Here is a 26,799-nt window from a genome sequence, read left to right on the forward strand (position 1 = left end):
GACGATCTGCAGTACGAGATCAACCGGTTATCAGAAATATTAGGCGTGCGCCCGATGCCAGTAGGTTTGAGGACAAATGATGATCTGAACATCTTCGTGGCTGATGACGGTTCCTATCACTTTACTTACTACGAGCGCGGCAAACTCGGCTTCGACCGTGCAGGCAGCCTCGACGATCTTCTGTATTGGTATTGCCAAAGCGTTGTCAGCACTCAAGCCGCCAAACGGGTCGGAGATCGAGCGGAGCGTTTCAGGTACGAGTACCAAGTGCTCAGCGAATTAAGTGTCGATTGGGCAAAGAGAAACGTCCGCGAGACGGCTGACATGTTTCGCAGGTACGGAAAAGTTCAGGATATTGCCTTACTACCCGACATCGGCGAGACCCTATAGCGGTTCAATTAACTAGCTACAGCTATATGGTGAGGCGGCGGGTTCCTCGGCCTGTCTGAAAAGCGGGCCTCTGCGCCTCGTCCAGCCGGTAGCCGCCGAGCACCAGGACCACGGCAACGACCACCGAGATGGAGCAGGAGCCTCGAACCTCTGCCCGTAGTCCTCGTCCGGGAGCCCAGGAAGCGACCCGATCATCTCGTCGACATCGTCGCCTGGCTCTTCCTCGCCGTCAGCGCCCGTTCCGGCGTCATCGTCGCCGCAGGTCGTGGCCGAGTCCGCTTCCTCCTCCCCGCCCTCGATAGGCTGGACCGCCTCCTTGTCGCTCGTGCGATCGCCACTCGCAAGAAGGTAATTTTCGATGCGACCCACGTCAGCCAATTCGATGCGGCTAGGTGTACTCATCGCACACCGTCCAAGGCATTGATGCCGACGTCGATTTGGCTGCGCAGCCGCTTCAATCGTGCAACGTGATTCGTGCGCGTGAGCGCAGAGTCCTGGTAGGCAGCGGCGAGTTGCTGCGTACTAGTAGCAAGGCGCTCGGCCAGCCGCCGTGCACGGTCTTCAAGCCCCGTCAAATCACCGCTGACGGCCTCGCGCAGCTGACGAGCCTGTCGGGCTGCGGGGCTGGCGTGGGCGGTCATGCCGACACTTCCTGCGCTGCGACCCATGCGTCGACGTCGCTCCACCGGTAGCGGACAGAGCGTCCGAGCCGGACAAACTTCGGCCCTTTACCCTCAAAACGCAATCGGATCAATTGATTGCTGGTAGTGCCGAGAAACTCAGCCACTTGGGCAGTCTTGACCAACGGTTCGCGCTCGCGACTGCCTGTGCGATTGGTGGTCATATAACGTCCTCTCAATTCGCAAACCGCAAATTTTCTGCGGTTGTTGAGAGACACGCTACGACACGATTCAGACCCCTGAGTCAGGCCGAAACATGTTGTGCTACAGGGTGACTATAGCTTTTCGTCGCTCGGACGTAGTCGCGCTGAGGTATGGCGAGTTATGACCTGCGTATTTACGTGCTCCCAACGATTGAGAAAACGTCTTAAGATAGCAATTTTCCTTATGAACTTGCCAAACCGCTATAGGTAATTAGGTGCTCGCTTGATGCTTCGTTACCGTTTCTGTCCGGGCTTTGTCCAAGGCAACAGCGACCCCTTCCAAGTCATCGTCGAACAGGTCGGCGTATAAGTCCAGCGTCATGGCGGCGCTGGCGTGACCAAGCATCCGCTGCACCGCCTTCACGTTGGCGCCGAGCTGAGACCGCCAGCGAGGCGGCAGTGTGCCGCAAGTCGTGCGGCGTCACCCGAGGCACCTTAGACGCGGTGACCGCCTTGGCGAGCCACCCAGACACGGGGTGCGGGCGGCGCACATGATCGCCATCGCCGAACAAGAGGTCTCCCCTGCCCTTCTCCTCGCACTGGCGCGCTAGCAGCGGCACCAGGAACTCCGGCAGCGGGATTGAACGCTGCTTGTGCGACTTGGGCGTACCGACATGGATGCTGTTGCCCGACTGCACGGCGTTCTCATGGATTACGGCACGCTTGCGCAACAGATCCAGGTCCGCCACCCGCAGGCCGATGGCTTCACCCCAGCGCATCCCGGTGTATGCCAGCAGCAACACCAGAGTCCTGTACTCCCCCGCTGCGTCGGCCAGGTCGTTAACGTGCCGATGGGTCAGGTACACCGGCCTCTTGCGCGAGGTCTTGGGAAGCTTCAGACCGGCTGCCGGATTCTTAGGGATCAGGTTGTCGGTCACGGCGTCGGCGAGGATTTGGGACAGCACGTAGTGGGCGCGCTTAATCGCAGCGGGACCGAGGGCCTTGGTGCTCTCGGTGGCCTGGCCCAGCTCAGTCATCCATCCCTGAACGGCGGTCGGCTTGATGTCGCCGAGCGCCACCTGGCCCCAGCGTGGTTTGACCCGCATGCGCCAACTCGTCTCCATGACGGCGTAACCGGACGGCTTGAGGTAACCCTTCTGCCGGTCGAGCCAGGCCTGCCCGAGGTCGTCGAGCGTCCTGCGGGCATCAGCAGGGTTAACGTACTCGCCCTTGAACTTGGCCACCTCGACGGTGTTGGCGAACCGCTGGGCATCGCGCTTGGTTCTGAACCCGCGCTTATCAGTCTGCCGATTGTCCGGCGTGCGGTACCTAACGCGGTAGCGCTTACCCTGCTTGGTCTCGTAAGCCTGCACGACCGCCATGCCCACAACGGTAATTCGAATGTGGGCAAAATGTGGGCAAGAGTACCGCTACGCCGGGAAAGGCGCGGGCGCATTGAGTTAGCTGACGATGCACACACCGCAATTGTTAAAGCTCTGAACTGTGCCGTTAGAAGTTCCAGTCCTCGTCCTCCGTGACAACGGCTTTGCCGATCACGTAGCTCGACCCGGACCCGGAGAAGAAGTCGTGGTTCTCGTCGGCGTTGGGTGACAACGCGGACAGGATCGCTGGGTTGACGTCGGTCTCGTCGCGCGGGAACAGCGCTTCGTAGCCCAGGTTCATCAGCGCCTTATTTGCGTTGTAGCGCAGGAACTTCTTGACGTCCTCGGTCAGGCCTACCTCGTCGTAGAGGTCCTGGGTGTACTCCACTTCGTTGTCGTACAGCTCGAAGAGCAACTCGTAGGTGTAATCCTTGAGTTCCTGCTGCGTGGCCGCATCCTCCAACGCCAGACCGCGCTGGTACTTGTAGCCGATGTAGTAGCCGTGTACGGCCTCGTCGCGGATGATCAGCCGGATCATGTCGGCGGTGTTGGTCAGCTTGGCCCGGCTCGACCAGTACATCGGCAGGTAGAAACCGGAGTAGAACAGAAAGCTCTCCAGCAACGTCGAGGCCACCTTGCGCTTGAGCGGCTGGTCACCGCGGTAGTACTCGAGCACGATCTCGGCTTTGCGCTGCAGGTTGGGGTTTTCCTCCGACCAGCGGAACGCGTCGTCGATCTCGGCGGTCGAGCACAGCGTGGAGAAGATCTGGCTGTAGCTCTTGGCATGCACCGACTCCATGAACGCGATGTTGGTGTACACCGCTTCCTCGTGCGGGGTCAGCGCATCCGGAATCAGGCTGACCGCACCCACGGTGCCCTGAATGGTGTCCAGCATGGTCAGACCCGTGAACACCCGCATGGTGAGCTGCTTCTCGTTGGCGGTCAGCGTGCCCCAGGACGGGATGTCGTTGGACACCGGGACCTTCTCCGGCAGCCAGAAATTACCGGTCAACCGGTCCCACACTTCGGCGTCTTTGTCGTCTTGCAGGCGGTTCCAGTTGATCGCCGAGACGCGGTCGATCAGCTTTGCATTTCCAGTCACGCCGAACTCCACTTCACCGAAACGAATAGGGCTGTGTTGCTTAGGCCACAGACACTACCCCTGGGGTCCAACAAGCCGTGGCAACACAAGAACTTGTGTTGGGGGCGTGTCGCTACGTCGGCTGCAGAATCAACTGAACTGCGCGTTCGGGCTGGTCCCAGTGTGGAAAATGCCCACAATCCTCGAACCAGTGCAGCGTCGCATCCGGGAAGGCCCGCTGGGCCCGCTCGGCCTGGCGCGGCGAGGTCACCCGGTCGTTGCGTCCCCAGCCGATCACCACCCGGCCGTTGACCGAGCCACCCGCTTGCTTGGGACCGTGCACCAACGCGCTCAGCGCCTCGTCCAGCCGCGTCGCGCGAGCAAAGCTGCGCAGTTCCTGCAGGACCAGTGCGGGCGGCAGTCGCCACGGCTTGGCCGAGAACTGCAACAGCAGCGCCGTGCGCCCGACCCTGCTGCGCGTCAGAGCGGGCAGCAGCGGTTGGATCCGGCGCACCAGCGCGATGGACGCACCCACCGTCGCGCCGAACACCCTCACCTCGGTATCGGTCCAGAACCCACCGGGATCCAGCGCCACCATCGTTCCGGCATGACCACGACGGGCCATTTCCAGCACCATTCGCGCACCCATGGAACTGCCGACGACGTCGATGTCCCCCAGCTCGTGCGCGGCGATGAAGGCCTGCACCGCATCGGTCAGCGACGCGATGGTCGTCTCCCCCGCCAGCGGTGGGCTGTCGCCGAATCCGGGCAGGTCCAACGCGATGACCTCGCGTTGCACCGACAGCTGCGGCAGCACGGATTCCCAGTTGCGCCAACTGGATCCGAGGCCGTGGACCAGCAGCAGCGGTTGCCCTGACCCGCGGCGCACGAAGTTCATCGTCGATCCGTCGATCGTCATGGTCGCCTCCCCTCGACCCGTCTGGCGTACCCCGCCCCGGGCCGTTCAACCCGAGTCGATGATCTGCATGACGCCACCGGACGCCCCGGCGACGAACAATCGGCCGGTGGCCGCGTCGACGGCCAGGCTGTACGGATTCTGCACAGTCGGAAATCGTTGCACCACAACGGGGTTCGTTGTGCTCATGTCGTAGCCGACGACTTCGTTGGTGCCCGACGACGCCACCCAGAGTCGGTCCCGCGACCAGTCGTAGGCGATCCCGTAGGGGCCGCCGGGTTGGTCGATGCCGGCCACCTGGCGCGGCGTCGGCAGCGGGGTGAATACCCGGATTGCGTTGCCGCGGGTATCGGTCGCGATCATGCGTCCATGCCGGTCGGCGACCAGGTGAGTCGGTCCGGCACCGGCCGGGGTGGATCCGGCGATGGTCAGCCGGTCGGCGTCGTAGACGGTGAGGTCGTTCTTGCGCACGTCCAGCACCCCGACCGCGGTGCCGACCGCGGCAGCGCCCGCCGGTTGGACACTGTCGGTGAAGATTTTCACGATCTGCTCACCACGCAGGACCGCGATCGTCCCGCCCAGTTCGTTGGCGACGAAGACGGTCCCATTGGCCGCCGCGGTGGCATCGTGTGGTTCGGTCCCGGTGCGGATCGGCGCGTGCGCCGGCCCCAGCGGCAGGTCGACGCGGACCAACGCGTCGGCCGACTCGACCGGCACCAGCACCGGACCGCCCGCGGCCGCCAACTGGAGATGACGAACTCTGCCCGGCAACGGAATTCGGCCGGTGATCTCGCCGGAGTCCGCGTTGAGCAGCACCAGCTGGTTCGGATCGCTGGTGGCTACCGCGACGGTGCGCGTCGAGGCGTCCACCACAATGCCCTCGGCCGTGTGCCCCACCGGGATGGTGCGTCCGATGGGGGCATCCGGTGCGACCGGGGGTGCGCGCAGCGGTTCGGCTGCGGTCGGCAGCTTTGCAGCCGGCGGCCGGCTGCCTTCGGTGGGGACCCCGGCCGGCAGGAGGCCGGTGGTGGTCATGCCCGTGGACGGCGGGGCGACGCTGCTGTGCCCGCAAGCCGCCACCATGAGCAAAGCCAAACCGGCGCAAAGCTTTCGGATCACCTGCGGGTAGTACCCGCTGCCGGGCGGACCAACACGGCCTGCCGGCCTGGGCACTACCCAGCAGAGCGTGTACCATTTGGTACATGTTTACCGAACACAGTGTCGAGATCGATGCGTCCCCGGAAATCGTCTGGGACGTGTTCAGCGACGTCGAACGCTGGCCCGACTGGACCGATTCGGTGACCTCCCTGGTCGGGCTGGACGGACCTGGCCTCGCGGTCGGCAGCCGGTTTGCGATCAAACAACCGCGGATGGCCAAACTCGTCTGGCAGGTGACTGAAATCGATCCCGGCGTGTCCTGGACCTGGGAGCAACGTGCCCCCGGCGCGGTCGCCGCCGCTCGCCATGCCGTCGTCCCCCGACCCGGCGGCGGCACCCTGGTGCGCCAGCAGATCGATCAGCGAGGTGTGTTCGGCGCCTTGGTCGGCCGCTTGATGGCCAGGCTGACCAGGCGCTATCTCGATATGGAGGCCACCGGTCTCAAACGTCGGGCCGAGGAGCGCAGCCGCGCGCATGGCCCGCACGCCTGACCTGCACCGGCGCGGCGAGCTACTGGAGGCGCTGGTCGAGGAATTCGCGGCACACGGAGTTGGTGACCGGTCCCTGCGCGACGTCGCCGCAGCCGTCGGCACCAGTCATCGAATGTTGCTGCACCACTTCGGTTCTCGGGAAAATATGCTGGTCTGCGTGGTCGAGGAGGTGGAACGGCGGCAAAAGGGCGTGCTGCCGGGTCTGCCGACAAGCAGTCCCGCCGCGGGTTTCGCGGCGATGTGGGCCGACGTTCGCCGGCCCGAGCTACGACGGCTGGAACGCTTGTTCTTCGAGTGCTACTCGCGCGCCGCCCAGGGCGAAAAGCCTTTCGCGCCAATGATTCCCGACGCGGTACACGGCTGGCTGACCGAGGTGGACCCGGCTGCCGAGCAGCCCGCCATGGCCCGTCTCGGTCTGGCCGTCATCCGCGGCTTGTTGCTGGATCTCGTCGCCACCGACGACGAAGACGGCGTCGACGCGGCCGCGCAGGCCTTCGGGGACCTGCTCAGCCGGCTGCCCTGAGGGCGCGGCGGGCGTCTTTGCCCCTGCCCTTGCCCGCGCCGCCCTTGCCCACGCCGAGGAACTGGTACTCCTCCGGTTTCACCGACCGGGTGGCCCGCCAATACTGCCAGGTGTAACCGCCCCACAACACGGTGTTCTTGCCGTGCTCATCCAGATACCAGCTGGCGCAACCTCCGGTGTTCCACACCGAGTGGGTCAGCTTCTCCTGCAGCTCATCGTTGAACCGGTCCTGCGCTTCCCGAGTGGGGGCCAGCGCCTGGGCACCCTTCTTGTCGCAGGTGGCGATTGCATCGGCCACGTAGCGGATCTGCGACTCGATCATGAAGACCACCGAGTTGTGGCCCAGCCCGGTGTTGGGGCCCAGCAGGAAGAACAGGTTCGGCACGTCGGCGACGGTCACGCCGCGATGCGCGCCGATCCCCTCGCGGTTCCACCGGTCCACCAGATCCTCCCCATGCTGACCCTTGATGTCGACGTAGGTGTAGGAGTCGGTGACGTGAAAGCCGGTGGCGTACACAATCACGTCTACTTTTCGTTCCCGGCCGTCTTCGGTGACGATCCCGTCGGGAGTGATGCGCGCGATTCCCTCGGTGATCACTTCGGCGTTCGGGCTGGACAGCGCGGCGTAGTAGGTGGACGAATTCAGGATGCGCTTGCACCCGATGCGGTAGTTCGGGATCAGTTTGCGGCGCAGTTCGCGGTCGCGCACCGATCGGAAGACGTTCCATTTGCAGTACGCCTCAATGAATTTCAGCACATTGGGCCGCTTGGTCATCCCGATCGCCAGCGACTCCTGTCCCCAGTAGATGGCCAGGCGCACCAGCGCGCGCAGCCCCGGCACATTCTGCATCGCGGCGCGCAACGCCTTCGGAATTTCTGGGTTGGAGCGCGGCACCACCCACGGTGGGGTGCGCTGGTAGAGCTGAAGTTCGGCGACGTCCCCGACGATCTCGGGCACGATCTGGATCGCGCTGGCGCCGGTGCCGATGATCGCGACCCGCTTGCCGGTGATGTCGACGCTGTGATCCCACTCCGCGGAATGGAAAGAGGCGCCGATGAATTCGTCGCGGCCGTCGATGTTGGGGAAGGACGGGATGTGCAGCGCCCCGGCCCCCGACACCAGGAACTGCGCAACGTATTCCCGCCCGTCGGCGGTGAAGACATGCCAGCGGTACTCGTCGTCGTCCCAGTGGCCGCGGTCGACCAGCGCGTTGAACTCGATGTGGCGACGCAGTCCGTACTTCTCGGTGACGCCCTTGAGGTAGTCCAGGATCTCGGGCTGGAAGGAGAACGGGTTCTTCCAGTCCGGCTTGGGTTCGAAGGAGAACGAGTACAGGTGCGACGGGATGTCGCAGGCGCAGCCGGGGTAAGTGTTGTCCCGCCAGGTGCCACCGATGTCGTCGGCCTTCTCCAGGATCACGAAATCCACGCCTTGCTTTTGCAGCGCGATCGCCATGCCCAGCCCGGAGAAGCCGGTGCCGATGATGACGACACGGGTGTGCACGGGCGGCTTGTCGGACTTGGGTTTGCCGGATTCGTCTACTGCCGGGGTCACGACGTCGGTCATGGTTATTGATCTTTCCTGTTGTGGTCTGCCCGAAACCAGCCGGATCGACTCGGTCAACGGCGAACCGCAGATACCCAGTACCCGGGGTATCGGGTATTTCGAGTCTTGTCGATCGCTACCGCGATGTCAACGTCGGCGCGAGCCGGCTCACGGAAGGGCCGCGGGCAGTGCCGCGTGTATTGGCTGGTCGGGGTCCATCGCGATGCCCATGGTTTCGGCGGTGCCCACGATGATGCCCATCATGATGGTGGTCAATTGCGCGACGAACTGCTCGCGCGTCATCGACCGCGGGCTGTCCGGCTCGGGACCCAGCCACCATTCGGTGGCCGACGCCGCGCAACCGAACGCGGAGAACGCGGCGAGTTCCATCGCCGCCTTATTGAGTTCCATGTCCCGCAGTTCGTCGTTGAACATCTCGGCGATGGTCAGCGTGATCTCGCGGCCTTCGTTGAGGGTGCGCACCGTCGCCTTCGATTGCGCGCTGGAACCGCCTTGGATGAACACCCGCATTACGTTGGGGTGCTGGTCGAGCAGGCTGACGAACTCCTCGACGGCGCGGTGGATGACCTGTCGCGCCGAGTCGGTGGCCAGGTTGATGGACGGGAAGATCGCCGCCCAGAGCATGTCGCGCAGGCGCTCACCGATGGCCAGGAAGAGGTCGGACTTGTCGGCGAAATGCCGGTAGATCTTCGGCTTGGCAGTGCCGGCCTCCTCGGCGATCTCCCGCACGCTGAGCTCGGGGCCCAGGCGGTCGATGGCGCGGAAGGCCGCCTCGACGATTTCGCTGCGCACCTTCTTGCGGTGTTCGCGCCAACGCTCGCTGCGCGCGTCGACTTTCACCGCCGGCTTCGGGCCGGGGTGCGGCAACGATGGTCGAGGCACTCTCACCACGTCCAGCACTTTACCGCGTGGCCTCGGTTGACCTGGGCAGACTCGACGTTCCCGCCGGCGAGCGTGCACCGGGCGACGGGACACACCGGCATTACGTCGTGAACCGCACGCTCTGCGCCGGCGTCACAACATGCAACTGACGCAACCCTCCACCTCAGTGCCTTCCAGCGCCATCTGCCGCAGCCGGATGTAATACAGCGTCTTGATGCCTTTACGCCAGGCGTAGATCTGCGCCTTGTTCACATCACGCGTGGTGGCGGTGTCCTTGAAGAACAGCGTCAGCGACAATCCCTGGTCCACGTGCTGGGTGGCCGCGGCGTAGGTGTCGATGATCTTCTCGTAGCCGATCTCATACGCGTCCTGGTAATACTCCAGGTTGTCGTTGGTCATGTACGGCGCCGGGTAGTAGACGCGGCCGATCTTGCCTTCCTTGCGGATCTCCACCCGCGACACGATCGGGTGGATCGACGACGTCGAGTGGTTGATGTAGGAGATCGACCCGGTGGGCGGGACGGCCTGCAGGTTCTGGTTGTAGATGCCGTGCTGCTGCACCGACTCCTTGAGCCGTTTCCAGTCGTCCTGGTTGGGGATGCGGATGCCGGCGTCGGCGAAGAGCTGGCGCACCTTTTCGGTCTGCGGCTCCCACACCTGCTCGGTGTACTTGTCGAAGAACTCGCCCGAGGCGTACTTGGACTTCTCGAATCCCTTGAAGTGCGTTCCACGTTCGATCGCAATCCGGTTCGAGGCCCGTAGCGCGTGGTAGAGCACCGAATAGAAGTAGATGTTGGTGAAGTCGATGCCTTCTTCGGAGCCGTAGTAGATGCCCTCCCGCGCCAGGTACCCGTGCAGGTTCATCTGCCCCAGCCCGATCGCGTGCGAGTCGTTGTTGCCCTGCTCGATGGACGGCACCGAGGTGATATGGGTCTGGTCGCTCACCGCGGTCAACGCCCGGATCGACACCTCGATGGTTTGGGCGAAGTCCGGCGAGTCCATCGTCTTGGCGATGTTCAACGAACCTAGGTTGCACGAAATGTCTTTGCCCACATGGGCATACGACAGATCTTCGTTGAACAGCGACGGCGTGGAGACCTGCAGGATCTCCGAGCACAGGTTCGAGTGCGTGATCTTGCCCTCGATGGGGTTGGCGCGATTCACGGTGTCCTCGAACATGATGTACGGGTAGCCGGACTCGAACTGCAATTCGGCCAGCGTCTGGAAGAACTCGCGCGCCTTGATCTTGGTCTTGCGGATGCGGGCGTCGTCGACCATCTCGTAGTACTTCTCGGTCACCGAGATGTCGGCGAACGCCTGCCCGTAGACCCGTTCGACGTCATACGGCGAGAACAGGTACATGTCCTCGTTTTTCTTCGCCAGCTCGAAGGTGATGTCGGGGATCACCACGCCCAGGCTCAGCGTCTTGATCCGGATCTTCTCGTCGGCGTTCTCCCGCTTGGTGTCCAGGAAGCGGTAGATGTCGGGGTGATGCGCGTTGAGGTACACCGCGCCGGCACCCTGACGCGCACCCAACTGGTTCGCGTAGGAGAAGGAGTCCTCCAGCAGCTTCATGATCGGGATGACACCCGAGGACTGGTTCTCGATGTTCTTGATCGGAGCGCCGTGTTCGCGAATGTTGGTCAGCAGCAACGCAACTCCCCCGCCACGCTTGGACAACTGCAGCGCGGAGTTGATGGAGCGCCCAATGGACTCCATGTTGTCTTCGATGCGAAGAAGGAAGCAGTTGTGCACGACGGTGCCACGGATCGTGTAGGTGTGCGTGTCCTCGACATGCAGGTTGTAGACCTTCGCGGGAACGTCCTCGGTCTGCCGTACATGGCGGATTCCGTACACGTGCCGCCCGAGCACAACCTGATAAGTCGTGCGGGACGTCCCTTTCTGGCCGACATAGTTATACAGATTCTTGCCGACGTCGAAGATGAAGTCCTCGTTGGTGCCGGGCAGTCCGGGCACAAACACCTGACCGGTCACATTGCCCGACTGGTTGACGTACTGGCGGACCCTGGACATGATCCCGTTTCGGCGCAGCAGCAGCTGCACCTGATCGACCAGATTCGGATTGACCAGGTCGAGCACCATGCCGCCCTGGGTGCTGCACCCGTCACCGCGGAACAACCCAGCCAGCAATCCACGTTGAAACTCTTCGTCTGCCGTTAAAACGTCGTGGGACAACTGCTTCAGGTGATATTCCGTGCCAACCAGCGAAAGGAACAGCGCCGCAATCACTTTGCTATTGCAGATCATCCGCACCGACTGATCCGACAAGCTCTGATGGACGGCAAGATCCGTGGCGAACACCCGCTTGAAAGCCACCGCGAGCTGTTGCTGGTATTCGAGCTCGTGCGTGCCGATGGTGAAGTGGATGCCATTGGGAAGCCGTCCTGCGGGACCCGATCGCTTGGAGATGTGGCCTTCGGCGACATACCAACCGAGCAGCAGGCCAAGTTCGTAGGACTCTTCAACGTAGCGATTCACCGAGACGAATCGCATGTGATGACGTTGCTTGTTGCGATGCTTCTTATCGGTGTTGACCTTGCGGATCAGACCGTCGACTTCTTCGTATTCGCCCTCGCCGACGTACTCCATCAAGTCATAGGTCCGTCGCGGCCGTCCCTCCAGCGGAGCTGCCGTCACGATGAAATCGGTGGGATGAATGTCTTTGGCGGCCAACCAGACAAATCCGTTGAACGGGTCCGCACCGTCGCCGTCAATGAGTGTCTGCACATCGCGCGAAGTCCACACCAGAATCGGATGCTCCGGCGTGCACATGATTGGTTCTTTATGCCCGAAGTGTGAGATCGAGATCAACGCCTGGTCATTCGGATTCTCGATAAGAGACTCGACGACGGAGAAGGATCCGTCGTGGGACAGCACCCGATCGCCTGCCCGCAGCATCTCGATGGCGCGTGGACCGTCGGGCGTATCTACTGGTGTTCCGGCGGGAAAGCACGACACCGGCTCTCCGCGTTGCTTTTTCCCTGAATTCAGGAACGTCGGTGTGGCCGGTTGGAACCGTCCGTCGATGATCTCGTCGACCAGCTTCTCGGCCAGCGCGGTGTCACCCGCGGCCAGGGTCAGCGACACCATCACCACGCGGTCCTCGAAACGCTCCAGGTAGCGCTTCCCGTCGAAGGTCTTCAGCGTGTAGGACGTGTAGTACTTGAATGCACCCAGGAACGTCGGGAAGCGGAACTTCTTGGCGTAGGCGCGGTCCAGCAGTGTCTTGACGAAGTTGCGCGAATACTGGTCGAGAACCTCACGCTCGTAATAGTTCTCGCGAATCAGGTAGTCAAGTTTCTCGTCCTGGTTATGGAAGAAAACGGTGTTCTGGTTGACGTGCTCCAGAAAGTACTGGCGCGCCGCCAGGATGTCCTTATCGAACTGAATCTTGCCGTCGGCGTCGTACAGATTCAACATCGCGTTGAGCGCGTGGTAATCCGTTTCGTTGATCTGCGACGCGTGCGGGCCGGCGGTTACAGGCTCTGCAGTGACGGTTGGTGGCACGTCTGTTCCTTCCAGAATTGAGCCAGGCCCGCACGGACGGCGTCGACGTCGTCCTGGGTGCCCATGAGTTCGAAGCGGTACAGGTACGGAACGCCACACTTGCGGGACACCACATTGCCGGCGTAGGCGAATTCCATACCGAAGTTGTTGTTGCCCGCGGCGATGACGCCGCGGATCAGGGAGCGGTTGTGCTCGTTGTTCAGAAACGCAATGACCTGCTTGGGGACGTAGCCGCCGTCGTTGATGTCCGGCGTGGCCCGGCCCCCGCCGTAGGTCGGCAGCACCAGCACATACGGGTCGTCGACCTCTATGCGTCCATGCAGCGGGATTCGCGTGGCGGGAACACCCAGCTTCTGCACGAAGCGGTGGGTGTTCTCCGACACGGAGGAGAAATACACCAGGTTGCGCCCCGCGACATCCATGAGAACCGCAACCCTTCCTACTCGACGGTCTATCGCTACGCGCTCATGGCCGATTCGGCGAGCGCCTTGATGCGGTCGGGCCGGAAACCGGACCAGTGCGTGTTGTCCGCCACGACGACGGGCGCCTGCAGGTAGCCCAGCGCCATCACGTAGTCGCGGGCCTCGGTGTCCAGGCTGATGTCGACCTTCTCGTAGGCGATGCCTTGCTTGTCCAGCGCCTTATAGGTGGCGACGCACTGCACGCATGCCGGCTTGCTGTAAACGGTGATGCTCATGGGCGTACCGCTCCTTTGCGGAAGTGGGAAGTAATCGGGACTGGCAACGACGTTGGTGGCACTTCGGCACTATGTACAGCGCCCCGGTAGGCCCCCAGATTCCCGTGTTGCGAACTCCGGGTCGAATGACCCGCGGACGCCGATTCCGGGAAGTTCAACGTGCCCTCACTCGCTGGTCGGGACCCGCTGAACCTGGGATCTGCCGGTCCTCGGAACACTACACCTAGGGGGTCACTCGACGAAGAGATACAAGATGTTCGAAACAACATTCTTGAAATTCGCAGGTCGTAAGCCTGAGTCGGGCGTGTCGCCGGCGTGTCGCAAATCACAACTTCTGCGGCCGGTGTAGAGAGCTGGCACATGCACAGAGGTATATCAGTGGCCACCGACAACCAGGGGCCGCCAGCTCCGCAGCCACTGCGTCAGCAAAGCCGCCGACGCAGCCCGCCGACGGCTTTGACTAGAGCGTTTGTCGAATCAGCTGACTTCGGCAGCGAGCTTGCCCACCACGTCGGAGACGCCGGCCGACAGCTCCGCGTTCGCGGCCGGCGGGTTGCCGCCCAGGGTTTTGAAGGGCACCGAGAGTTTGATCGTCTCCACGACGCGCGCCCCGGCGATACCGAACGACTTGCGGGTCTCGTCGTGTGCCCACACCCCGCCGTACTGGCCCAGCGACCCGCCGATCACCGCCAGCGGCTTGCCCTTCAATGCACCGTTGCCGAACGGCCGGGACAACCAGTCGATCGCGTTCTTCAGGACCGCGGGAATGGAACCGTTGTATTCCGGGGTCACCACCAGCGCAGCATCGGCCTCGCCGGCGGCGGCGCGCAGCGCAGCGACCGCCGGGTGTTCCTCGCCCTCCGCGCCCATCGCGGGGTCGATGTCCTCGTTGTAGAACGGGACGTCGGCCAACCCCTCGAACACGGTGACGGTGACGCCCGCGGGGGCCACCTGCGCGGCCAAGCTTGCGATCTGGCGGTTGATTGATTCCGCGCGCAAGCTGCCGACCAGGGTCAAGATCTTGATCTCTGCCACTTCGTCGTCTCCTTCGCTGACTGGTCTACATCCTTGCACGAGATAAACGGACTTTAGTCCGATTCATTCCCGACGCGCTAGCATTGCAACGGTGACCGGTATCGAGGTGCTGGGCGATGTGCCGGTGACAGCCCTCCAACAGCCGCAGCAGGAGCGCAGCGACGCCGCACGCAACCGCGCGCTGCTGCTCGCGGCGGCGCGCCAACTGGTCCGGGAACGGGGTGCCGACGCGGTCACCATGGACGACGTTGCCGCTGCGGCCGGCGTCGGGAAGGGCACGGTGTTCCGGCGCTTCGGCAACCGGGCCGGCCTGATGATGGTGCTGCTCGACGAGGACGAGAAGGCCAGCCAGCAGGCTTTCCTGTTCGGACCTCCGCCGCTGGGACCCGATGCGCCGCCGTTGGAACGGCTGATCGCCTTCGGCCGGGAACGGATCTGCTTCGTCCACACCCATCACGAGTTGCTGTCGGCCGCCAACCGCGACCCCCACACCCGCCGGGTGGGTGCGGCGGCGGTGCAGCGCCGGCACGTCCAGGTATTGCTGGAGGCAGCACACACCAGCGGTGACCTCAACGCTCAGACCGACGCCCTACTGGCCCTGCTCGCCGTCGACTACGTCGAACATCAGCTCACCGCCGGCGGCCACACCGAGCAGACCTTGGGTGACGCATGGGCGAGTCTGGCCGCCAAGCTGTGCGGGCGGTGACCGGTCGAGGATGCCTGCGCGTTGGGTCCTGCATGTAGACCTCGACCAGTTCCTGGCCTCGGTCGAGTTGCGTCGTCACCCCGGGCTGGTGGGGCTGCCGGTGATCGTCGGCGGCAGTGGCGACCCGACCGAACCACGCAAGGTGGTCACCTGCGCCTCCTATGAGGCGCGCGAATTCGGCGTGCACGCGGGCATGCCGCTGCGCGCCGCGGCCCGGCGCTGCCCGGACGCCACCTTTCTCCCGTCGGATCCCGCCGCATACGACGAGGCGTCCGATCAGGTGATGGGTTTGCTGCGGGATCTGGGACATCCCGTGGAGGTATGGGGCTGGGACGAGGCCTACGTGGGTCTGAACCCGGCTTGCGACCCCGATGCGGTGGCCGCGCAGATTCGCAGCGTCATCCTGGCCGAGACCGGGTTGTCGTGCTCGGTCGGCATCAGCGACAACAAGCAACGCGCCAAAATCGCCACCGGCTTCGCCAAGCCGGCCGGGATTTTCACGGTGGTCGACGACAATTGGATGACGTTGATGGCCGACCGTCCCGTCGACGCGCTCTGGGGGGTTGGCCCAAAGACTGCGAAAAAGCTTGCCGCCCTCGGGATTACGTCGGTACGGCAGCTGGCTCACAGCGACGGTGAGTTGCTGGCGTCGACCTTCGGGCCGCGCACCGGTCTGTGGCTGCTGCTGCTGGCCAAGGGCGGCGGCGATACCGAGGTCAGCGCAGAACCCTGGGTGCCGCGCTCACGCAGTCATGTGGTCACTTTCCCGCAGGACCTCACCGAGCGGTCCGAAATGGACTCGGCGATAACGGAATTGGCCCGGCAAACGCTCCACGATGTGGTCGCCGAGTCGCGCGTCGTGACACGTGTCGCGGTCACGGTGCGTACCTCGACGTTCTACACCCGCACCAAGATCCGCAAGCTCGATCAGCCCGGCACGGACGCCGACGCGATCATCGCGGCCGCGCTGCGCGTCCTGGACCTGTTCGAACTGGACCGCCCGGTCCGACTGCTCGGGGTGCGTCTGGAACTCGATATGCCGCCGGACTAAAGACCCCGGGTCGGCGGGCCCGGCCGCAGCGCGCGGGTGAAGATGCCGTTGACCTGGCGCATCGCCACGCTGTAGGGCCACCACGCGAGCCGTTTGAACGCATACAGCGCCCGGATGTCCGGCGAGGTGTAGATCAGGTAGCGGTTCTTAGCCACGCCGGCCAGGATTTTCTCGGCGGCCCGCTCCGGGGACACGGCGTGCCCACTGAACCGGTCGACCCAGCGCGCGACCTGCGGGTCGTCGCGATCCACGCCGGCGATCTCAACCGTGTTGACCAGCGGCGTCTGTACAGCACCGGGCACCACGACGTTCACCCCGATGCGATGCTTGGCCAGGTCGAATCGCAGCACCTCGGACAATCCGCGCAGCCCGTACTTACTGGCGCTGTAGGCCGCGTGCCACGGCAGTGCGACGATCCCGGCCGCCGATGACACGTTCACCACGTGCCCGCCCCGACCGGCCGCGACCATCTGTGGAACGAACGACTCGATCACGTGGATCGGCCCCATCAGATTGATCGCGATCAGCTTGCTCCACTGGTCGTGCGTGAGCCGGTCCACGGTCCCCCACGCCGAGATTCCGGCGATGTTGAACACCGCGTCCATGCTGCCGTGCGTGGTGTGGATGTCGACGGAGAAGGCGGCCACCTGGTCATAGTCGGAAATGTCCAGCACCCGGTACGCCGGGACCTGTGCCCCGAGGGCCCGGGCATCGGCGACCGTGCGGGCCAGGCCGTCCGCGTCGCGATCGGTCAGGAACAGCTCTGCGCCGTGCGCGGCCAGCCGTAGTGCGCAGGCGCGTCCGATCCCGCTGGCCGCACCTGTGACAAAACACCGTTTTCCCGCGAAATAATCTCCGGAATCGCCCATGGACGTGACCCTACCGGCGGTCCTGGCGACTACCGCGCTGGTCCGCCCCACAGCGCGTTGAGCCACAACTGCTCGAGCACCCGGACACGTCGCTCAACGTCATTGTCGTGCCCGGCCAGGATCGGGTCTCCGGTCAGTACCAGCGCGGTGGTCCCTGCCAGGGTGCGGATCAGCGTCGGAAGGTCGTCGCTGATGGGCTGCGCAGTCCCGGCTTTCACCTCCGCGTCGACGACGGCGACGATCTGACGAAGCACCATCTCGAACTGCTTGTCGAGAATCTCGCGGATCTCGACGTCGTTCTGGCGCGCCGCATTACATGCAGTCATCACCGGGTCGTTGTTCGCGTAAACCACTGCGGCGCTGCCGACCATCCGGGTGGCGAACTGCTCCGGGGACTCGCCGGGCTGGCGCGGCGCGAAATACTGGGTGAGCTCCTCGAGTTCTTCGGCGGCCTCGGCCAGGATCTGCGCCAGCACCGAATATTTGGAATCGAAATAGAAGTAGAAACCCGAGCGGGCCACGCCCGCCCGCAGGCTGATGGTGCTGACCGAGAGTTCGGAGAACGGCCTCTCCTGGAGCAGGTCGCGGACCGCCTGCATGATCGCCACCCGGTGCTTGTCGCCGCGCCGGCGCAGGACGGGGCCGGCGTCGTCCTGACCGGCTGCGTTGCTATTCACTGTCGATCACCACTCGACCATTGCATCATGCCGCCCCGAAGAAAAACTTGACAGGCGTCAACTTCATCCCGAAATATAGACGACAGTGACGGCCGCCACAGCCGGTAAAGGAGCATGTCAATGGTGACAAGCAGAGCCACCATCAGCACCCCCGCGTACTTGCTTGATCAAGCTCAGCGACGGTTGACGCCGTCGTTCAATAATTTCCCCGGCATGGGCCTCATCGAACGCAAGCTGCGAGATGTCCAGTTTCCGGAGACACAGCTCGCCGATCCCCCACCGGGCAGCGGGCTGCAACCCGTGGTCGGTGACCGAGGACTGCCGATCCTGGGGCACATGATCGAGATGCTGCGTGGCGGTCCGGACTACCTGATGTTCCTCTACGAGAACAAGGGCCCGGTGGTGTTCGCCGACTCACCGGTGATGCCGTTCGTCGTGGCGCTGGGCCCCGACGCCGCGCAGGCCATCTACTCCAACCGCAACAAGGACTTCTCGCAGCAGGGTTGGACGCCGGTGATCGGTCCGTTCTTCCGTCGCGGTCTGATGCTCCTCGATTTCGAAGAGCACATGTTTCATCGCCGGATCATGCAGGAGGCGTTCATCCGCTCCCGGCTGGTCGGTTACGTCGAGCACATCGATCAGGTCGTGTCGCAGGTTGTCTCCCACGACTGGGTCACCGACGACTCGCGCTTCCTGCTCTACCCGGCGATGAAGGAGCTCACCCTTGACATCGCCTCCATGGTGTTCATGGGCCACGAACCCGGCACCGACCACGAACTCGTCACGAAGGTGAATAAGGCGTTCACCACGACCACCCGCGCCGGAAACGCCGTGATCCGAACCGCGGTGCCACCGTTCACCTGGTGGCGGGGCATCAAGGCCCGCGAGCTGCTGGAGAACTACTTCGCCGACCGGGTCAAAGAGCAGCGCGGCAAAGAAGGCAACGACCTGCTAAGCGTGCTGTGTCAGACCGAGGACGAAGAGGGCAACCGCTTCTCCGACGACGACATCATCAACCACATGATCTTCCTGATGATGGCCGCCCACGATACGTCCACCTCGACGGCCACCACGATGATCTACTACCTGGCCAAACATCCGGAATGGCAACAGCGCTGCCGCGACGAGTCCGACCGGCTCGGTGACGGACCGCTGGATATCGAGTCGCTGGAGAAACTGGAGTCGCTCGACCTGGTGCTCAACGAGTCGATCCGCTTGGTGACGCCCGTGCAATGGGCGATGCGCCAGACCGTACGCGACACCGACCTGTTGGGTTACTACCTGCCCAAGGGCACCAACGTCACCGCGTTCCCCGGAATGAATCACCGCCTGCCCGAATTCTGGACTGACCCAATGAAATTCGACCCCGAGCGGTTCACCGAGCCACGCAACGAGCACAAGAGACACCGGTATGCGTTCACTCCGTTCGGCGGTGGCGCCCACAAGTGCATCGGGATGGTGTTCGGCCAGCTCGAGGTCAAGACGATCCTGCACCGGCTGCTGCGCCGTTACCGCCTGGAACTTCCCCACCCCGGCTACCAGCCGCGCTGGGACTACGGCGGCATGCCCGTCCCGATGGACGGAATGCATATCGTTCTGCGCCCGCTGTGAATCAGCCCGCCAGCCGGTTGGCGCACGCGATCACCGCCCGCAGCGCCGACTGAATCGGGTCCGGCGCCCAGCCCATCGCCCACTCCGCGCGGGCACCATTGGTGCCGTAGACGAAGGTGACCGTGTCGCCGCCCGCGCTGATTTGGTGAAAGTTCAACGTTTCCACCATGATTCCGCGCGCGTGCAGCATCGCCGTGAGCGCTGCGACGGGTCCGCTCGCCGACGCTTCGGAGGTGCTGATGCGGTCGCCGACTGCGATCACCGCGCGGAAGTTGCGGGCCTGCGGACCCAACCGGGTGGTCCGGCGCTGCGGGTCGGTGCATGCCCACTGCCCGAGGCGCAGGGGCCCGGCCGTCGGACCGTAGGTGGCCGCGAAGTCCGCCCAGGACGTAGCGGTGGCCTGTTCGCGCAGGCCGCGCGGTAGGGAGACACCGAAGTGGTCCTCGAACCAGGTGTCAGCCCATTTGTCGGGCAGATCGATGGAAGTGGAAAGCGTCATGATGCCGGTCTTCTCTGGCTCGAAGGAGCGACCGACGGTAGTAGCGTCCGACCCACAGCGGGGGGTCGGTCTGGATCAGACCCCGCTGCGGGTGCTGGCTACTACGGCACGCTCGAGAAGATGCACGATCGGTGACATTAGACCGCCACGACCGTCAGACGCAAGTTTTGTCGCCCACCGTGCCGCCGTTATCGCGCTGTGCGAGACCTGCCCAAGGACGTGGGATCCGACTGGTGATATTGGATATTCGACTGCCAGATAACTAGCGAATGTAGTTGCCGGACGGAGAAACCCGGAAAAGAAATTCAGCTATTGGCACACCCCAGGGAGGCAATATTTCCAAATTGCCAATGCTTTTCGACACCGTCGCTAACATCAAACGCGTTCGTCGAAGAACCAATATGCGGACAAGGAAAGGTCAGGAAGATGAGGACCAGGAAAAAGGTCGCGACCGCGATTGCAGCCGTGCTTTTCGCAGCCTATGCACTGTTGGCAACCGGCTGCAACAAAGTGACGTCGAGTGTCCCGATCGACCCGGAGATCACCGCGGTTCCGCAATAGCCGAGCCTCAGCAGGTCAGCAACATGCATCCCGCGACGGGACCGCCGCCGACCGACACCACCCCGACTTCGGGACGCTGCGCTACCTGACGCTCCCCGGCCTCGCCGCGCAGCTGTAGACATGCTTCGTGCAACGCCCAATAGCCGTGCATGCGCCCGGCGGAGAGCTGGCCCCCGTAAGTGTTCAGCGGCAGTTGGCCGTCGCGGGCGATGCGGGCGCCGCCCTCGACGAATGGACCGGCCTCGCCGTCGCCGCACACTCCGATGGCTTCCAGCCAGGCCAGCGTCAGGTAGGTGAATCCGTCATACAGCTGTGCGACCTGGATGTCGTCGGGCGTCAGTTCGGTGCGCGACCACATCTGGGCGGTCGCATCCGACATCGCCATCTTGGGATAGTCGGCACGGTGGAACCAGCCGCCCGCCCCGTCGGAACCGCCGATCGCCGCCACGCGCACGGCGCGGTGCGGACAGTCGTCGGCGTACTCCGCGTGCGAAACCACCACCGCGATCGAACCGTCAATGGGCACATCGCAATCCAGTAGTCCGAACGGCGTAGACACCAGGCGCGCACCCAGGTAGTCGGCCATCGTCATCGGATCGCGATACACCGCCCGAGGATTCAGCGCCGCGTTGCGACGGCCGTTGAGAGCGACCCAGCCCAGCTGCTCCTTGGTGGTTCCGTACAGCTCCATGTGCCGGCGACAATTCAGCGCCAGCCAGTTTGCCGCCGAATAGGCATGCGCCGCAATGAGATCGTTGATGTCGTCCATCGCACCGACCGCGGGGGCGTCCGCACCTTCGGGTGTCTCGAACATGCGTGCCAGCGGCGGAGCCGGCGCATCCTTAACCTGCTGCAACACGGTGCCGCCCAGCATCTGGATGGTCCGGTAGATCACCACATGGCGGGCACGTCGTTCAGCGACCGCACGGCACGCCGACATCACCGGACTCAGCAGGCCGCCGGTACCGAACCCGCTACCGCAGTCCCCCGCCTCGATCTGCAATTCGGCGTTGACCTCGGCGGCAGGCGTGTCACCCAGCGTGGCGATGCCGTCGATGTCGGTGGGCCGCAATCCGGCGTCGCCGATGGCGGCGCGCACCGCCTCCATGGTCAATTCCCGTCCCGCAATGCCGGTGCGACGCCCGATTCGGGAAATACCGATGCCGGACAGGATCGCGTCTTTTTCGAAGTACTCCATCGGCACCGTCCGTCGCGCGCATCTGAGAAGGGATCCGGTAGAGCGTACTGTATTGCCCGTGACAACCGAGCCAACCACCTCCCCGCTGCTCGTCGAACACTGCGACGACTGCGCGCGCTGGGTGCATCCCGCGACCGGTAGCTGCCGGGATTGCGGAGCCGAGCTGACGGCGAAACCGGTCTCCGGACGAGGGACGGTGTTCACCTACACGGTCAACCATCACCCGTACAACCCGGAGATCCCGACGCCGTACGTCATCGCCCTGATCGAGCTCAGTGAGCAGCCCGGACTGCGTGTTGCCGCCAATATTGTCGACTGCGAACCAGATTCGGTGATCTGCGGAATGGCCGTGCAGGTCCAGCCGGCGAAGAGTTCCGGCGGCGCACCGCTGTTCGCCCCGGCCTGACCGGTATCCGCGCGGTGCGCCTCAGTTGATCAGCGGGTCACGGGGCATACCGAGGATTCGCTCGGCGATCTGGTTGCGGGTCACCTCTGAGGTGCCGCCGGCAATCGCCATGCCGCGGGCCCCCATCACCATCCGGCCCGCCAGCGCGCCGGCGCCGTCCAGCAGCACCGTCTCGGGTCCGGCCAGCGCCGTCGAGATGGCCGCGCCCTCGATCATGTGATCGGCCAGCTTGAGCTTGGTGACATTGCCTTCCGGCCCCGGGCCCGCGCCTTCCACGCTGCGCGCCGCGCGGCGCAGGTTCAGCAACCGCAGCGCATTCTCCTCGGCGAGGTAGCGGCCTACCCGAATAACGATGCCCGCCAACTCATTTGAGCGTTGTTGAGCCAGTTTGACCAGCTCGGGTGCCAGCGCCTCGTAGAACGAACCGCTGCCGCCGATGCTGACCCGTTCGTTGCCCAGCGTGGCCCGCGCGACCGTCCAACCCGAATTGGGTGCCCCCACCACGTCCTCGTCCGGCACGAACAGGTCATTGAAGAACACCTCGTTGAAGTCCGAACCCCCGGTGATCTGCCGCAGCGGGCGCACTTCCACCTCGGGGGCGTTCATGTCGACGATCACCGCGGTGATTCCGGCGTGCTTGGGCGCCTCCGGGTCGGTGCGCACGGTGGCCAGGCCGCGCGCGCAATAGTGCGCCCCACTCGTCCACACCTTCTGGCCGTTGATCTTCCAGCCACCGTCAACGCGGGTGGCCCGGGTCTTGACGGCCGCCGCGTCCGAACCGGCGTCGGGTTCGGAGAACAACTGGCACCAGATCTCGTCCTTACGCAGCGCCTTCTCCACGAATCTTTCGATCTGCCAGTCGGTTCCATGCTGAATCAACGTCAGGATGACCCAGCCGGTGATGCCGTAGTCGGGACGCTTGATCCCCGCCTCGCGGAATTCCTCTTCGATGACCAACTGCGCCACCGCATCCGCGGCCCGGCCCCATGGCTTGGGCCAGTGCGGCATCACGTAACCCGTCGCGATCAGTTTGTCGCGCTGCGCTTTCTTGTCCAGCGCGGCGAGTTCGGCTGCGTCGGCGCGGATCTGGGTGCGCAGCTCCTCAGCCTCCGGCGGCAGATCGAGGCTGTTGTCCCGGGCGACACCGGCGGCCGTCAGATCGAAGACATCCTGCGCCGGCGCGTCCCCACCCAGGACCGCCGAGGACACCAGTGCGCGGCGTAGGTGCAGATGCGCGTCGTGCTCCCAGGTGAAGCCGATCCCACCGTGCACCTGGATGTTGAGTTCGGAGTTACGGGCGTAGGCGGGGAAGGCCAGCGCAGCAGCGACCGCGGCGACGAGCCGGAACTGCTGTTCGTCCTCACCCGCCGCCCGCGCGGCGTCCCACACCGCGGCCAGCGCCGACTCGGCAGCCACCAGCATGTTCGCGCAGTGGTGCTTCACGGCTTGGAAAGTCGCGATGGTACGGCCGAACTGCTTGCGCACCTTGGCGTATTCGACCGCGGACTCCACGCAGTCGGTCGCTCCGCCGACGGCCTCCGCGGCCAGCAACGTCCGGGCGCGGGCCAGAGCCGCCGCGCTGGCGCCCGGCAGGATGTCGTCGGCACTCACCTTGACGTTGTCCAGCCGAACCCGCCCGGAGCGCCGGGTCGGATCCAGGTTCTCGGGTACCTGCACCGACACCCCGTCGCGGTCGCGTTCCAGCACCAGCACGTCGTCACCGGCCGTGATCAGCAGTAGTTCGGCCAGCCCGGCACCCAGCACCACACCCGCCGCGCCGTCGGCAACGCCGTCGGAGACCTGCACGGCGCCACCGAACCCGACACCGGCGGTGACGGTGCCGTCGAGCAGTCCGGGTAACAGTCTTGACTGCTGCTCGTCGCTGCCGTCGTGGGCGATCACCGCCGAGGCGATCACGGTCGGCACAAACGGTCCGGGCGCCACCGCACGGCCGAGTTCCTCGACCACGACCACCAACTCGGGCAGGCCGTAGCCGGAGCCGCCCTGCTCCTCGTCGATGTGCAGACCGAGCCAACCCAGTTCGACGATGCCCTGCCAAAACCCGGGCCGTGCCTCCTCCGGCGAGTCCAGCAGTGACCGCGCGGCGGCCCGCGCCTTCTGCGACGTCAGGAACGCGCGGGCTACCTCGGCGAGTTCGCGATGGTCGTCGGTCAGTGCGATACCCATGCGGGCCCTCCTCGCGGCACTGCAGGACCCGCACCGTCGCGGGCTCCTGGATCAGTTACAGAGACTACTCACCGCCGGTGACGCGACCGGTGGGTCACTACTTGGGCGCGAACCGCTGTCCGGCGTCCAGGCGCAGGCATTGCCCGTTGAGCATCGGGTTGTCCACGATGGCCGCAACCAGTTTCGCGTACTCCTCGGGCCGGCCCAGGCGCTTGGGGAAGGCCGCGTCCTTGGTCAGGGCAGTGGCGAACTCGTCCGGAATGCCCTTGGTGAGGCCGGTGGCGAACAGGCTCGGGGCGATGGCCAGCACCCGGATGCCGAGCGATCCCAGGTCACGCGCCATGGTCAGGCACATGCCCGCGATGCCCGCCTTGGCGGCGGTGTAGGCGACCTGCCCGATCTGACCCTCGAAGGCCGCGATGGACGCGGTGTTGATGATGACGCCGCGCTCGTCGTCCTCGGGCTCGTTCTTGCTCATGTGCGCGGCGGCCAACCGGCTGATGTTGAAGGTGCCGATCAGGTTGAGATCGATGACGGACTGGAAAGACTCGAGGTCGTGCGGGCCGGTCTTGGTCATGGTGCGCTTGGCGATACCGCCGCCGGCGGTGGTGACGGTGACGTGCAGCCCACCGAGGTCGTCGACGGCGGCCTGCAAGGTCTGCTCGGTGCCGGCGAAGTCGGTGACGTCGACGGGGTAGAACTTGCCGCCGATCGCTTCGGCGACCTCCTTGCCGTCCGAGTTCTCCCGGTCGAACACGGCCACCTGCGCGCCGCGTTCATGCAGCAGTTCGGCGCTGGCACGTCCCATCCCCGAAGCACCGCCGATGACGACGACCTTCTTCCCGCTGATCTCCATCCGGACCTCCGTTTGTTGGGTTGTCATATTCCCGTGAATTTGTAACGTTACCGAGGCACGCTAGCCGGTCTGTCCGGCGGGGTTGTCGGTGAGTCGTGTCAAGCTCAGCACTGTGCTCCTTCTCGAGTTGGCCAGCACGTCGATTGACGTCGGCGGCACTTCCTCGCGGCTGACCAAGGTCGCCCACATCGCCGACCTGTTGCGGCGCGCCGCTCCGGACGCCGAGCTGGTCGCAATCGTCGTGTCGTGGCTTTCCGGGGTGCTGCGGCAACGGCAGATCGGCGTGGGCTGGGCCGCGCTCCGGTCGCCGCCGCCGGCGGCGTCGGACCCGGTGCTGACGGTCGGTCAGGTCGACACCGTCTTCACCGAGATCGGTGGCATTTCCGGTAAGGGCTCCCAGGCGCGCCGCGCGGCACTGCTGAACGGCCTGTTCACCGCGGCGACCGACACCGAGCAGACTTTTCTGCTGCGGCTGCTCGGCGGCGAGCTTCGCCAGGGCGCACTGGCTGGCATCATGGCCGACGCGGTGGCCAAAGCGGCCGGCCTGCCCCCTGCCGCGGTCCAGCGTGCGGCGATGCTGGGCGGGGATCTGCCGGCGGTCGCCGCCGCGGCGCTCAGTGGCGGGTCGTTGGACGCGTTCACGCTGCGGGTGGGCCGCCCAGTCGGACCGATGCTGGCCCAAACCGCGGCGAGCATCCCCGAAGCACTCGAAAAGCACGGCGGCACAACGATATTCGAGGCCAAGCTGGACGGCGCCCGGGTTCAGATCCATCGCGCCGGCGAGCAGGTCACCGTCTATACCCGCAGCCTGGACGACGTCACCGCCCGGCTACCGGAGGTGGTGGAGGCCACCCTGGCGTTACCGGTGCACGAATTGATCGCCGACGGCGAGGCGATCGCGCTGCGGCCGGACAACCGTCCGCACCGGTTCCAGGTCACCGCATCGCGGTTCGGCCGCTCGGTGGACGTCGCCGCCGCCCGCGCCAAGCAGCCGCTGTCGGTGTTCTTCTTCGACATCCTGCACCGAGACGGCACTGACCTGCTGGACGCGCCGACCAGCGAAAGGCTGGCGTCGCTGGACGGGTTGGTGCCGGCGTCCCAGCGCGTCGACCGCCTGCACACCTCCGACCCTGCTGCGGCGGCGGCGTTCCTGGAGGCGACGCTGGCCGCCGGTCACGAGGGGGTGATGGCCAAGGCCCCGGACGCGCCGTATCAGGCGGGCCGACGGGGCGCGGGTTGGGTGAAGGTCAAACCGGTGCACACCCTCGACCTGGTGGTGCTGGCCGTGGAATGGGGTTCGGGGCGGCGCCGCGGCAAGCTGTCCAACATCCACCTCGGTGCCCGCGATCCCGACACCGGCGGATTCGTCATGGTCGGCAAGACGTTCAAGGGCATGACCGACGCCATGCTGGACTGGCAGACCGCGCGGTTCAGCGAACTCGCCACCGGCGGCACCGACGGGTACGTCGTGCACGTGCGGCCCGAGCAGGTCGTCGAGATCGCGCTGGACGGCGTACAGGGCTCGTCGCGGTATCCGGGCGGAGTCGCACTGCGGTTCGCGCGGGTGGTGCGCTACCGCGACGACAAGCGTCCAGCGGAAGCCGACACTATCGACGCCGTGCGCGCGATGTACTGACCCGCCAAGAGCGGGTTCGCCCTTGTAGGGTTCTGGCCGTGGCCGACCAGCAGATCAGCTACATCAACA

General features: G+C 64.8%; 25 protein-coding genes and 4 pseudogenes. 9 read left to right on the plus strand and 20 right to left on the minus strand.

The features are described from left to right. Positions 1–54: 54 nt before the first annotated feature. Positions 55–390 carry an Imm63 family immunity protein gene (locus AC5Y3Z_RS01290; protein ID WP_463827807.1) on the plus strand — a complete coding sequence of 112 codons (336 nt, stop codon included), beginning with the start codon at positions 55–57 and terminating at the stop codon, positions 388–390. A gap of 398 nt (positions 391–788) precedes the next feature. Here AC5Y3Z_RS01290 and AC5Y3Z_RS01295 read toward each other — a convergent pair whose 3' ends face one another. The 6 genes and pseudogenes from AC5Y3Z_RS01295 to AC5Y3Z_RS01320 all read right to left on the minus strand — a co-directional run bounded on the left by AC5Y3Z_RS01295 (position 789) and on the right by AC5Y3Z_RS01320 (position 5,627). After that, positions 789–1,031 (minus strand): hypothetical protein, encoded by a 243-nt coding sequence (locus tag AC5Y3Z_RS01295; protein WP_463827775.1) that lies wholly within the window; start codon positions 1,029–1,031, stop codon positions 789–791. Next, positions 1,028–1,234 (minus strand): helix-turn-helix transcriptional regulator, encoded by a 207-nt coding sequence (locus tag AC5Y3Z_RS01300; RefSeq protein ID WP_463827774.1) that lies wholly within the window; start codon positions 1,232–1,234, stop codon positions 1,028–1,030. Before AC5Y3Z_RS01300 ends, AC5Y3Z_RS01295 begins: the two co-directional genes overlap by 4 nt. Positions 1,235–1,484: 250 nt before the next feature. Beyond that, a pseudogene (locus AC5Y3Z_RS01305) lies at positions 1,485–2,595 on the minus strand (site-specific integrase). Between the two features lie 127 nt (positions 2,596–2,722). Further along, a complete protein-coding gene (gene nrdF, locus AC5Y3Z_RS01310) occupies positions 2,723–3,697 on the minus strand; it encodes a class 1b ribonucleoside-diphosphate reductase subunit beta (RefSeq protein WP_463827773.1) in 975 nt (324 codons plus the stop codon). A gap of 112 nt (positions 3,698–3,809) precedes the next feature. After that, positions 3,810–4,595, minus strand: a complete 786-nt coding sequence (locus AC5Y3Z_RS01315) for an alpha/beta fold hydrolase (protein ID WP_473138995.1) — start codon at positions 4,593–4,595, stop codon at positions 3,810–3,812. A 45-nt stretch (positions 4,596–4,640) separates the two neighbouring features. Then, entirely contained in the window at positions 4,641–5,627 is a 987-nt protein-coding gene (locus tag AC5Y3Z_RS01320; RefSeq protein ID WP_473138996.1) for a YncE family protein, read from the minus strand. 167 nt (positions 5,628–5,794) lie between these two features. Here AC5Y3Z_RS01320 and AC5Y3Z_RS01325 point away from each other — a divergent pair, with 167 nt between their 5' ends. After that, positions 5,795–6,241, plus strand: a complete 447-nt coding sequence (locus AC5Y3Z_RS01325; protein ID WP_473138997.1) for an SRPBCC family protein — start codon at positions 5,795–5,797, stop codon at positions 6,239–6,241. Next, positions 6,225–6,764, plus strand: coding sequence for a TetR/AcrR family transcriptional regulator (locus AC5Y3Z_RS01330; RefSeq protein WP_473138998.1), 540 nt, complete (start codon positions 6,225–6,227; stop codon positions 6,762–6,764). The genes AC5Y3Z_RS01325 and AC5Y3Z_RS01330 overlap by 17 nt, the downstream gene beginning before the upstream one ends. Here the strand turns inward: AC5Y3Z_RS01330 and AC5Y3Z_RS01335 are convergent. The 8 genes and pseudogenes from AC5Y3Z_RS01335 to AC5Y3Z_RS01370 form a co-directional block, all read right to left on the minus strand. Next, the gene (locus tag AC5Y3Z_RS01335; protein WP_473138999.1) at positions 6,748–8,331 is read right to left on the minus strand and encodes a flavin-containing monooxygenase; all 1,584 of its coding nucleotides are present in this window, start codon (positions 8,329–8,331) and stop codon (positions 6,748–6,750) included. The genes AC5Y3Z_RS01330 and AC5Y3Z_RS01335 overlap by 17 nt on opposite strands. A 147-nt stretch (positions 8,332–8,478) precedes the next feature. Next, the gene (locus AC5Y3Z_RS01340; protein WP_463827767.1) at positions 8,479–9,222 is read right to left on the minus strand and encodes a TetR/AcrR family transcriptional regulator; all 744 of its coding nucleotides are present in this window, start codon (positions 9,220–9,222) and stop codon (positions 8,479–8,481) included. Between the two features lie 123 nt (positions 9,223–9,345). After that, a pseudogene (gene nrdE, locus AC5Y3Z_RS01345) lies at positions 9,346–10,962 on the minus strand (class 1b ribonucleoside-diphosphate reductase subunit alpha); the annotation flags it as partial. A gap of 24 nt (positions 10,963–10,986) precedes the next feature. Continuing rightward, positions 10,987–12,192: pseudogene (locus tag AC5Y3Z_RS01350) on the minus strand (LAGLIDADG family homing endonuclease); the annotation flags it as partial. Further along, a pseudogene (locus AC5Y3Z_RS01355) lies at positions 12,181–12,741 on the minus strand (ribonucleotide reductase N-terminal alpha domain-containing protein); the annotation flags it as partial. The pseudogenes AC5Y3Z_RS01355 and AC5Y3Z_RS01350, both read right to left, overlap by 12 nt. Next, positions 12,711–13,163 carry a class Ib ribonucleoside-diphosphate reductase assembly flavoprotein NrdI gene (nrdI, locus tag AC5Y3Z_RS01360; RefSeq protein ID WP_463827766.1) on the minus strand — a complete coding sequence of 151 codons (453 nt, stop codon included), beginning with the start codon at positions 13,161–13,163 and terminating at the stop codon, positions 12,711–12,713. The pseudogene AC5Y3Z_RS01355 and the gene nrdI, both read right to left, overlap by 31 nt. Before the next feature lie 35 nt (positions 13,164–13,198). Beyond that, the gene (locus AC5Y3Z_RS01365) at positions 13,199–13,438 is read right to left on the minus strand and encodes a redoxin NrdH (RefSeq protein WP_463827765.1); all 240 of its coding nucleotides are present in this window, start codon (positions 13,436–13,438) and stop codon (positions 13,199–13,201) included. A 477-nt stretch (positions 13,439–13,915) separates the two neighbouring features. Beyond that, positions 13,916–14,512, minus strand: a complete 597-nt coding sequence (locus AC5Y3Z_RS01370) for an NAD(P)H-dependent oxidoreductase (protein WP_473139000.1) — start codon at positions 14,510–14,512, stop codon at positions 13,916–13,918. A gap of 52 nt (positions 14,513–14,564) precedes the next feature. Between AC5Y3Z_RS01370 and AC5Y3Z_RS01375 the strand changes: the two genes are divergently transcribed. Then, positions 14,565–15,179 (plus strand): TetR/AcrR family transcriptional regulator, encoded by a 615-nt coding sequence (locus AC5Y3Z_RS01375; RefSeq protein WP_473139001.1) that lies wholly within the window; start codon positions 14,565–14,567, stop codon positions 15,177–15,179. Positions 15,180–15,189: 10 nt separating this feature from the next. After that, positions 15,190–16,230 carry a DNA polymerase IV gene (locus AC5Y3Z_RS01380; RefSeq protein WP_463827762.1) on the plus strand — a complete coding sequence of 347 codons (1,041 nt, stop codon included), beginning with the start codon at positions 15,190–15,192 and terminating at the stop codon, positions 16,228–16,230. On the opposite strand, the gene AC5Y3Z_RS01385 is transcribed toward AC5Y3Z_RS01380, so the two are convergent. Together AC5Y3Z_RS01385 and AC5Y3Z_RS01390 are read right to left on the minus strand one after the other, a co-directional pair. Continuing rightward, positions 16,227–17,099, minus strand: coding sequence for an SDR family oxidoreductase (locus tag AC5Y3Z_RS01385; RefSeq protein WP_463827761.1), 873 nt, complete (start codon positions 17,097–17,099; stop codon positions 16,227–16,229). The genes AC5Y3Z_RS01380 and AC5Y3Z_RS01385 overlap by 4 nt on opposite strands. Positions 17,100–17,128: 29 nt before the next feature. Next, complete coding sequence (locus AC5Y3Z_RS01390; protein WP_473139002.1) at positions 17,129–17,776, minus strand: TetR/AcrR family transcriptional regulator; 648 nt, start codon at positions 17,774–17,776, stop codon at positions 17,129–17,131. A 120-nt stretch (positions 17,777–17,896) separates the two neighbouring features. Here AC5Y3Z_RS01390 and AC5Y3Z_RS01395 point away from each other — a divergent pair, with 120 nt between their 5' ends. Next, the gene (locus AC5Y3Z_RS01395) at positions 17,897–19,387 is read left to right on the plus strand and encodes a cytochrome P450 (protein ID WP_473139003.1); all 1,491 of its coding nucleotides are present in this window, start codon (positions 17,897–17,899) and stop codon (positions 19,385–19,387) included. 1 nt (position 19,388) lies between these two features. On the opposite strand, the gene AC5Y3Z_RS01400 is transcribed toward AC5Y3Z_RS01395, so the two are convergent. Further along, on the minus strand, positions 19,389–19,886 hold the full coding sequence (locus AC5Y3Z_RS01400) for a 2-isopropylmalate synthase (RefSeq protein ID WP_473139004.1): 498 nt from the start codon (positions 19,884–19,886) through the stop codon (positions 19,389–19,391). A gap of 426 nt (positions 19,887–20,312) precedes the next feature. On the opposite strand from AC5Y3Z_RS01400, the gene AC5Y3Z_RS01405 reads away from it, so the two are divergent. Then, the gene (locus AC5Y3Z_RS01405; protein WP_473139005.1) at positions 20,313–20,447 is read left to right on the plus strand and encodes a hypothetical protein; all 135 of its coding nucleotides are present in this window, start codon (positions 20,313–20,315) and stop codon (positions 20,445–20,447) included. Positions 20,448–20,454: 7 nt separating this feature from the next. Here AC5Y3Z_RS01405 and AC5Y3Z_RS01410 read toward each other — a convergent pair whose 3' ends face one another. Next, complete coding sequence (locus tag AC5Y3Z_RS01410) at positions 20,455–21,645, minus strand: thiolase family protein (RefSeq protein WP_473139006.1); 1,191 nt, start codon at positions 21,643–21,645, stop codon at positions 20,455–20,457. Positions 21,646–21,697: 52 nt separating this feature from the next. Here AC5Y3Z_RS01410 and AC5Y3Z_RS01415 point away from each other — a divergent pair, with 52 nt between their 5' ends. Next, the gene (locus AC5Y3Z_RS01415) at positions 21,698–22,051 is read left to right on the plus strand and encodes a Zn-ribbon domain-containing OB-fold protein (RefSeq protein WP_463827755.1); all 354 of its coding nucleotides are present in this window, start codon (positions 21,698–21,700) and stop codon (positions 22,049–22,051) included. A gap of 21 nt (positions 22,052–22,072) precedes the next feature. Here AC5Y3Z_RS01415 and AC5Y3Z_RS01420 read toward each other — a convergent pair whose 3' ends face one another. Beyond that, on the minus strand, positions 22,073–24,238 hold the full coding sequence (locus AC5Y3Z_RS01420; RefSeq protein WP_473139007.1) for an acyl-CoA dehydrogenase family protein: 2,166 nt from the start codon (positions 24,236–24,238) through the stop codon (positions 22,073–22,075). 97 nt (positions 24,239–24,335) lie between these two features. Continuing rightward, positions 24,336–25,094, minus strand: coding sequence for an SDR family NAD(P)-dependent oxidoreductase (locus AC5Y3Z_RS01425; RefSeq protein WP_463827753.1), 759 nt, complete (start codon positions 25,092–25,094; stop codon positions 24,336–24,338). A gap of 112 nt (positions 25,095–25,206) precedes the next feature. Here AC5Y3Z_RS01425 and AC5Y3Z_RS01430 point away from each other — a divergent pair, with 112 nt between their 5' ends. Next, positions 25,207–26,730, plus strand: a complete 1,524-nt coding sequence (locus tag AC5Y3Z_RS01430) for an ATP-dependent DNA ligase (protein ID WP_473139259.1) — start codon at positions 25,207–25,209, stop codon at positions 26,728–26,730. The last annotated feature ends 69 nt before the right edge of the window (positions 26,731–26,799 follow it).

The organism is Mycobacterium sp. NGS61 (genome assembly GCF_059812325.1).

What these genes read in the sequence shown, in the direction of transcription:
- AC5Y3Z_RS01290 (WP_463827807.1), top strand. Translation starts at nt 55, where the DNA reads ATGCCAGTAGGTTTGAGGACAAATGATGATCTGAACATCTTCGTGGCT.
- AC5Y3Z_RS01335 (WP_473138999.1), bottom strand. Translation starts at nt 8,331, where the DNA reads ATGACCGACGTCGTGACCCCGGCAGTAGACGAATCCGGCAAACCCAAG.
- AC5Y3Z_RS01325 (WP_473138997.1), top strand. Translation starts at nt 5,795, where the DNA reads ATGTTTACCGAACACAGTGTCGAGATCGATGCGTCCCCGGAAATCGTC.
- AC5Y3Z_RS01330 (WP_473138998.1), top strand. Translation starts at nt 6,225, where the DNA reads ATGGCCCGCACGCCTGACCTGCACCGGCGCGGCGAGCTACTGGAGGCG.
- AC5Y3Z_RS01410 (WP_473139006.1), bottom strand. Translation starts at nt 21,645, where the DNA reads ATGGAGTACTTCGAAAAAGACGCGATCCTGTCCGGCATCGGTATTTCC.
- nrdI (WP_463827766.1), bottom strand. Translation starts at nt 13,163, where the DNA reads ATGGATGTCGCGGGGCGCAACCTGGTGTATTTCTCCTCCGTGTCGGAG.
- AC5Y3Z_RS01300 (WP_463827774.1), bottom strand. Translation starts at nt 1,234, where the DNA reads ATGACCACCAATCGCACAGGCAGTCGCGAGCGCGAACCGTTGGTCAAG.
- AC5Y3Z_RS01400 (WP_473139004.1), bottom strand. Translation starts at nt 19,886, where the DNA reads ATGACGCTTTCCACTTCCATCGATCTGCCCGACAAATGGGCTGACACC.
- AC5Y3Z_RS01365 (WP_463827765.1), bottom strand. Translation starts at nt 13,438, where the DNA reads ATGAGCATCACCGTTTACAGCAAGCCGGCATGCGTGCAGTGCGTCGCC.
- AC5Y3Z_RS01420 (WP_473139007.1), bottom strand. Translation starts at nt 24,238, where the DNA reads ATGGGTATCGCACTGACCGACGACCATCGCGAACTCGCCGAGGTAGCC.
- AC5Y3Z_RS01405 (WP_473139005.1), top strand. Translation starts at nt 20,313, where the DNA reads ATGAGGACCAGGAAAAAGGTCGCGACCGCGATTGCAGCCGTGCTTTTC.
- AC5Y3Z_RS01395 (WP_473139003.1), top strand. Translation starts at nt 17,897, where the DNA reads ATGGTGACAAGCAGAGCCACCATCAGCACCCCCGCGTACTTGCTTGAT.
- AC5Y3Z_RS01380 (WP_463827762.1), top strand. Translation starts at nt 15,190, where the DNA reads ATGCCTGCGCGTTGGGTCCTGCATGTAGACCTCGACCAGTTCCTGGCC.
- AC5Y3Z_RS01425 (WP_463827753.1), bottom strand. Translation starts at nt 25,094, where the DNA reads ATGGAGATCAGCGGGAAGAAGGTCGTCGTCATCGGCGGTGCTTCGGGG.
- AC5Y3Z_RS01385 (WP_463827761.1), bottom strand. Translation starts at nt 17,099, where the DNA reads ATGGGCGATTCCGGAGATTATTTCGCGGGAAAACGGTGTTTTGTCACA.
- AC5Y3Z_RS01295 (WP_463827775.1), bottom strand. Translation starts at nt 1,031, where the DNA reads ATGACCGCCCACGCCAGCCCCGCAGCCCGACAGGCTCGTCAGCTGCGC.
- AC5Y3Z_RS01320 (WP_473138996.1), bottom strand. Translation starts at nt 5,627, where the DNA reads ATGACCACCACCGGCCTCCTGCCGGCCGGGGTCCCCACCGAAGGCAGC.
- AC5Y3Z_RS01315 (WP_473138995.1), bottom strand. Translation starts at nt 4,595, where the DNA reads ATGACGATCGACGGATCGACGATGAACTTCGTGCGCCGCGGGTCAGGG.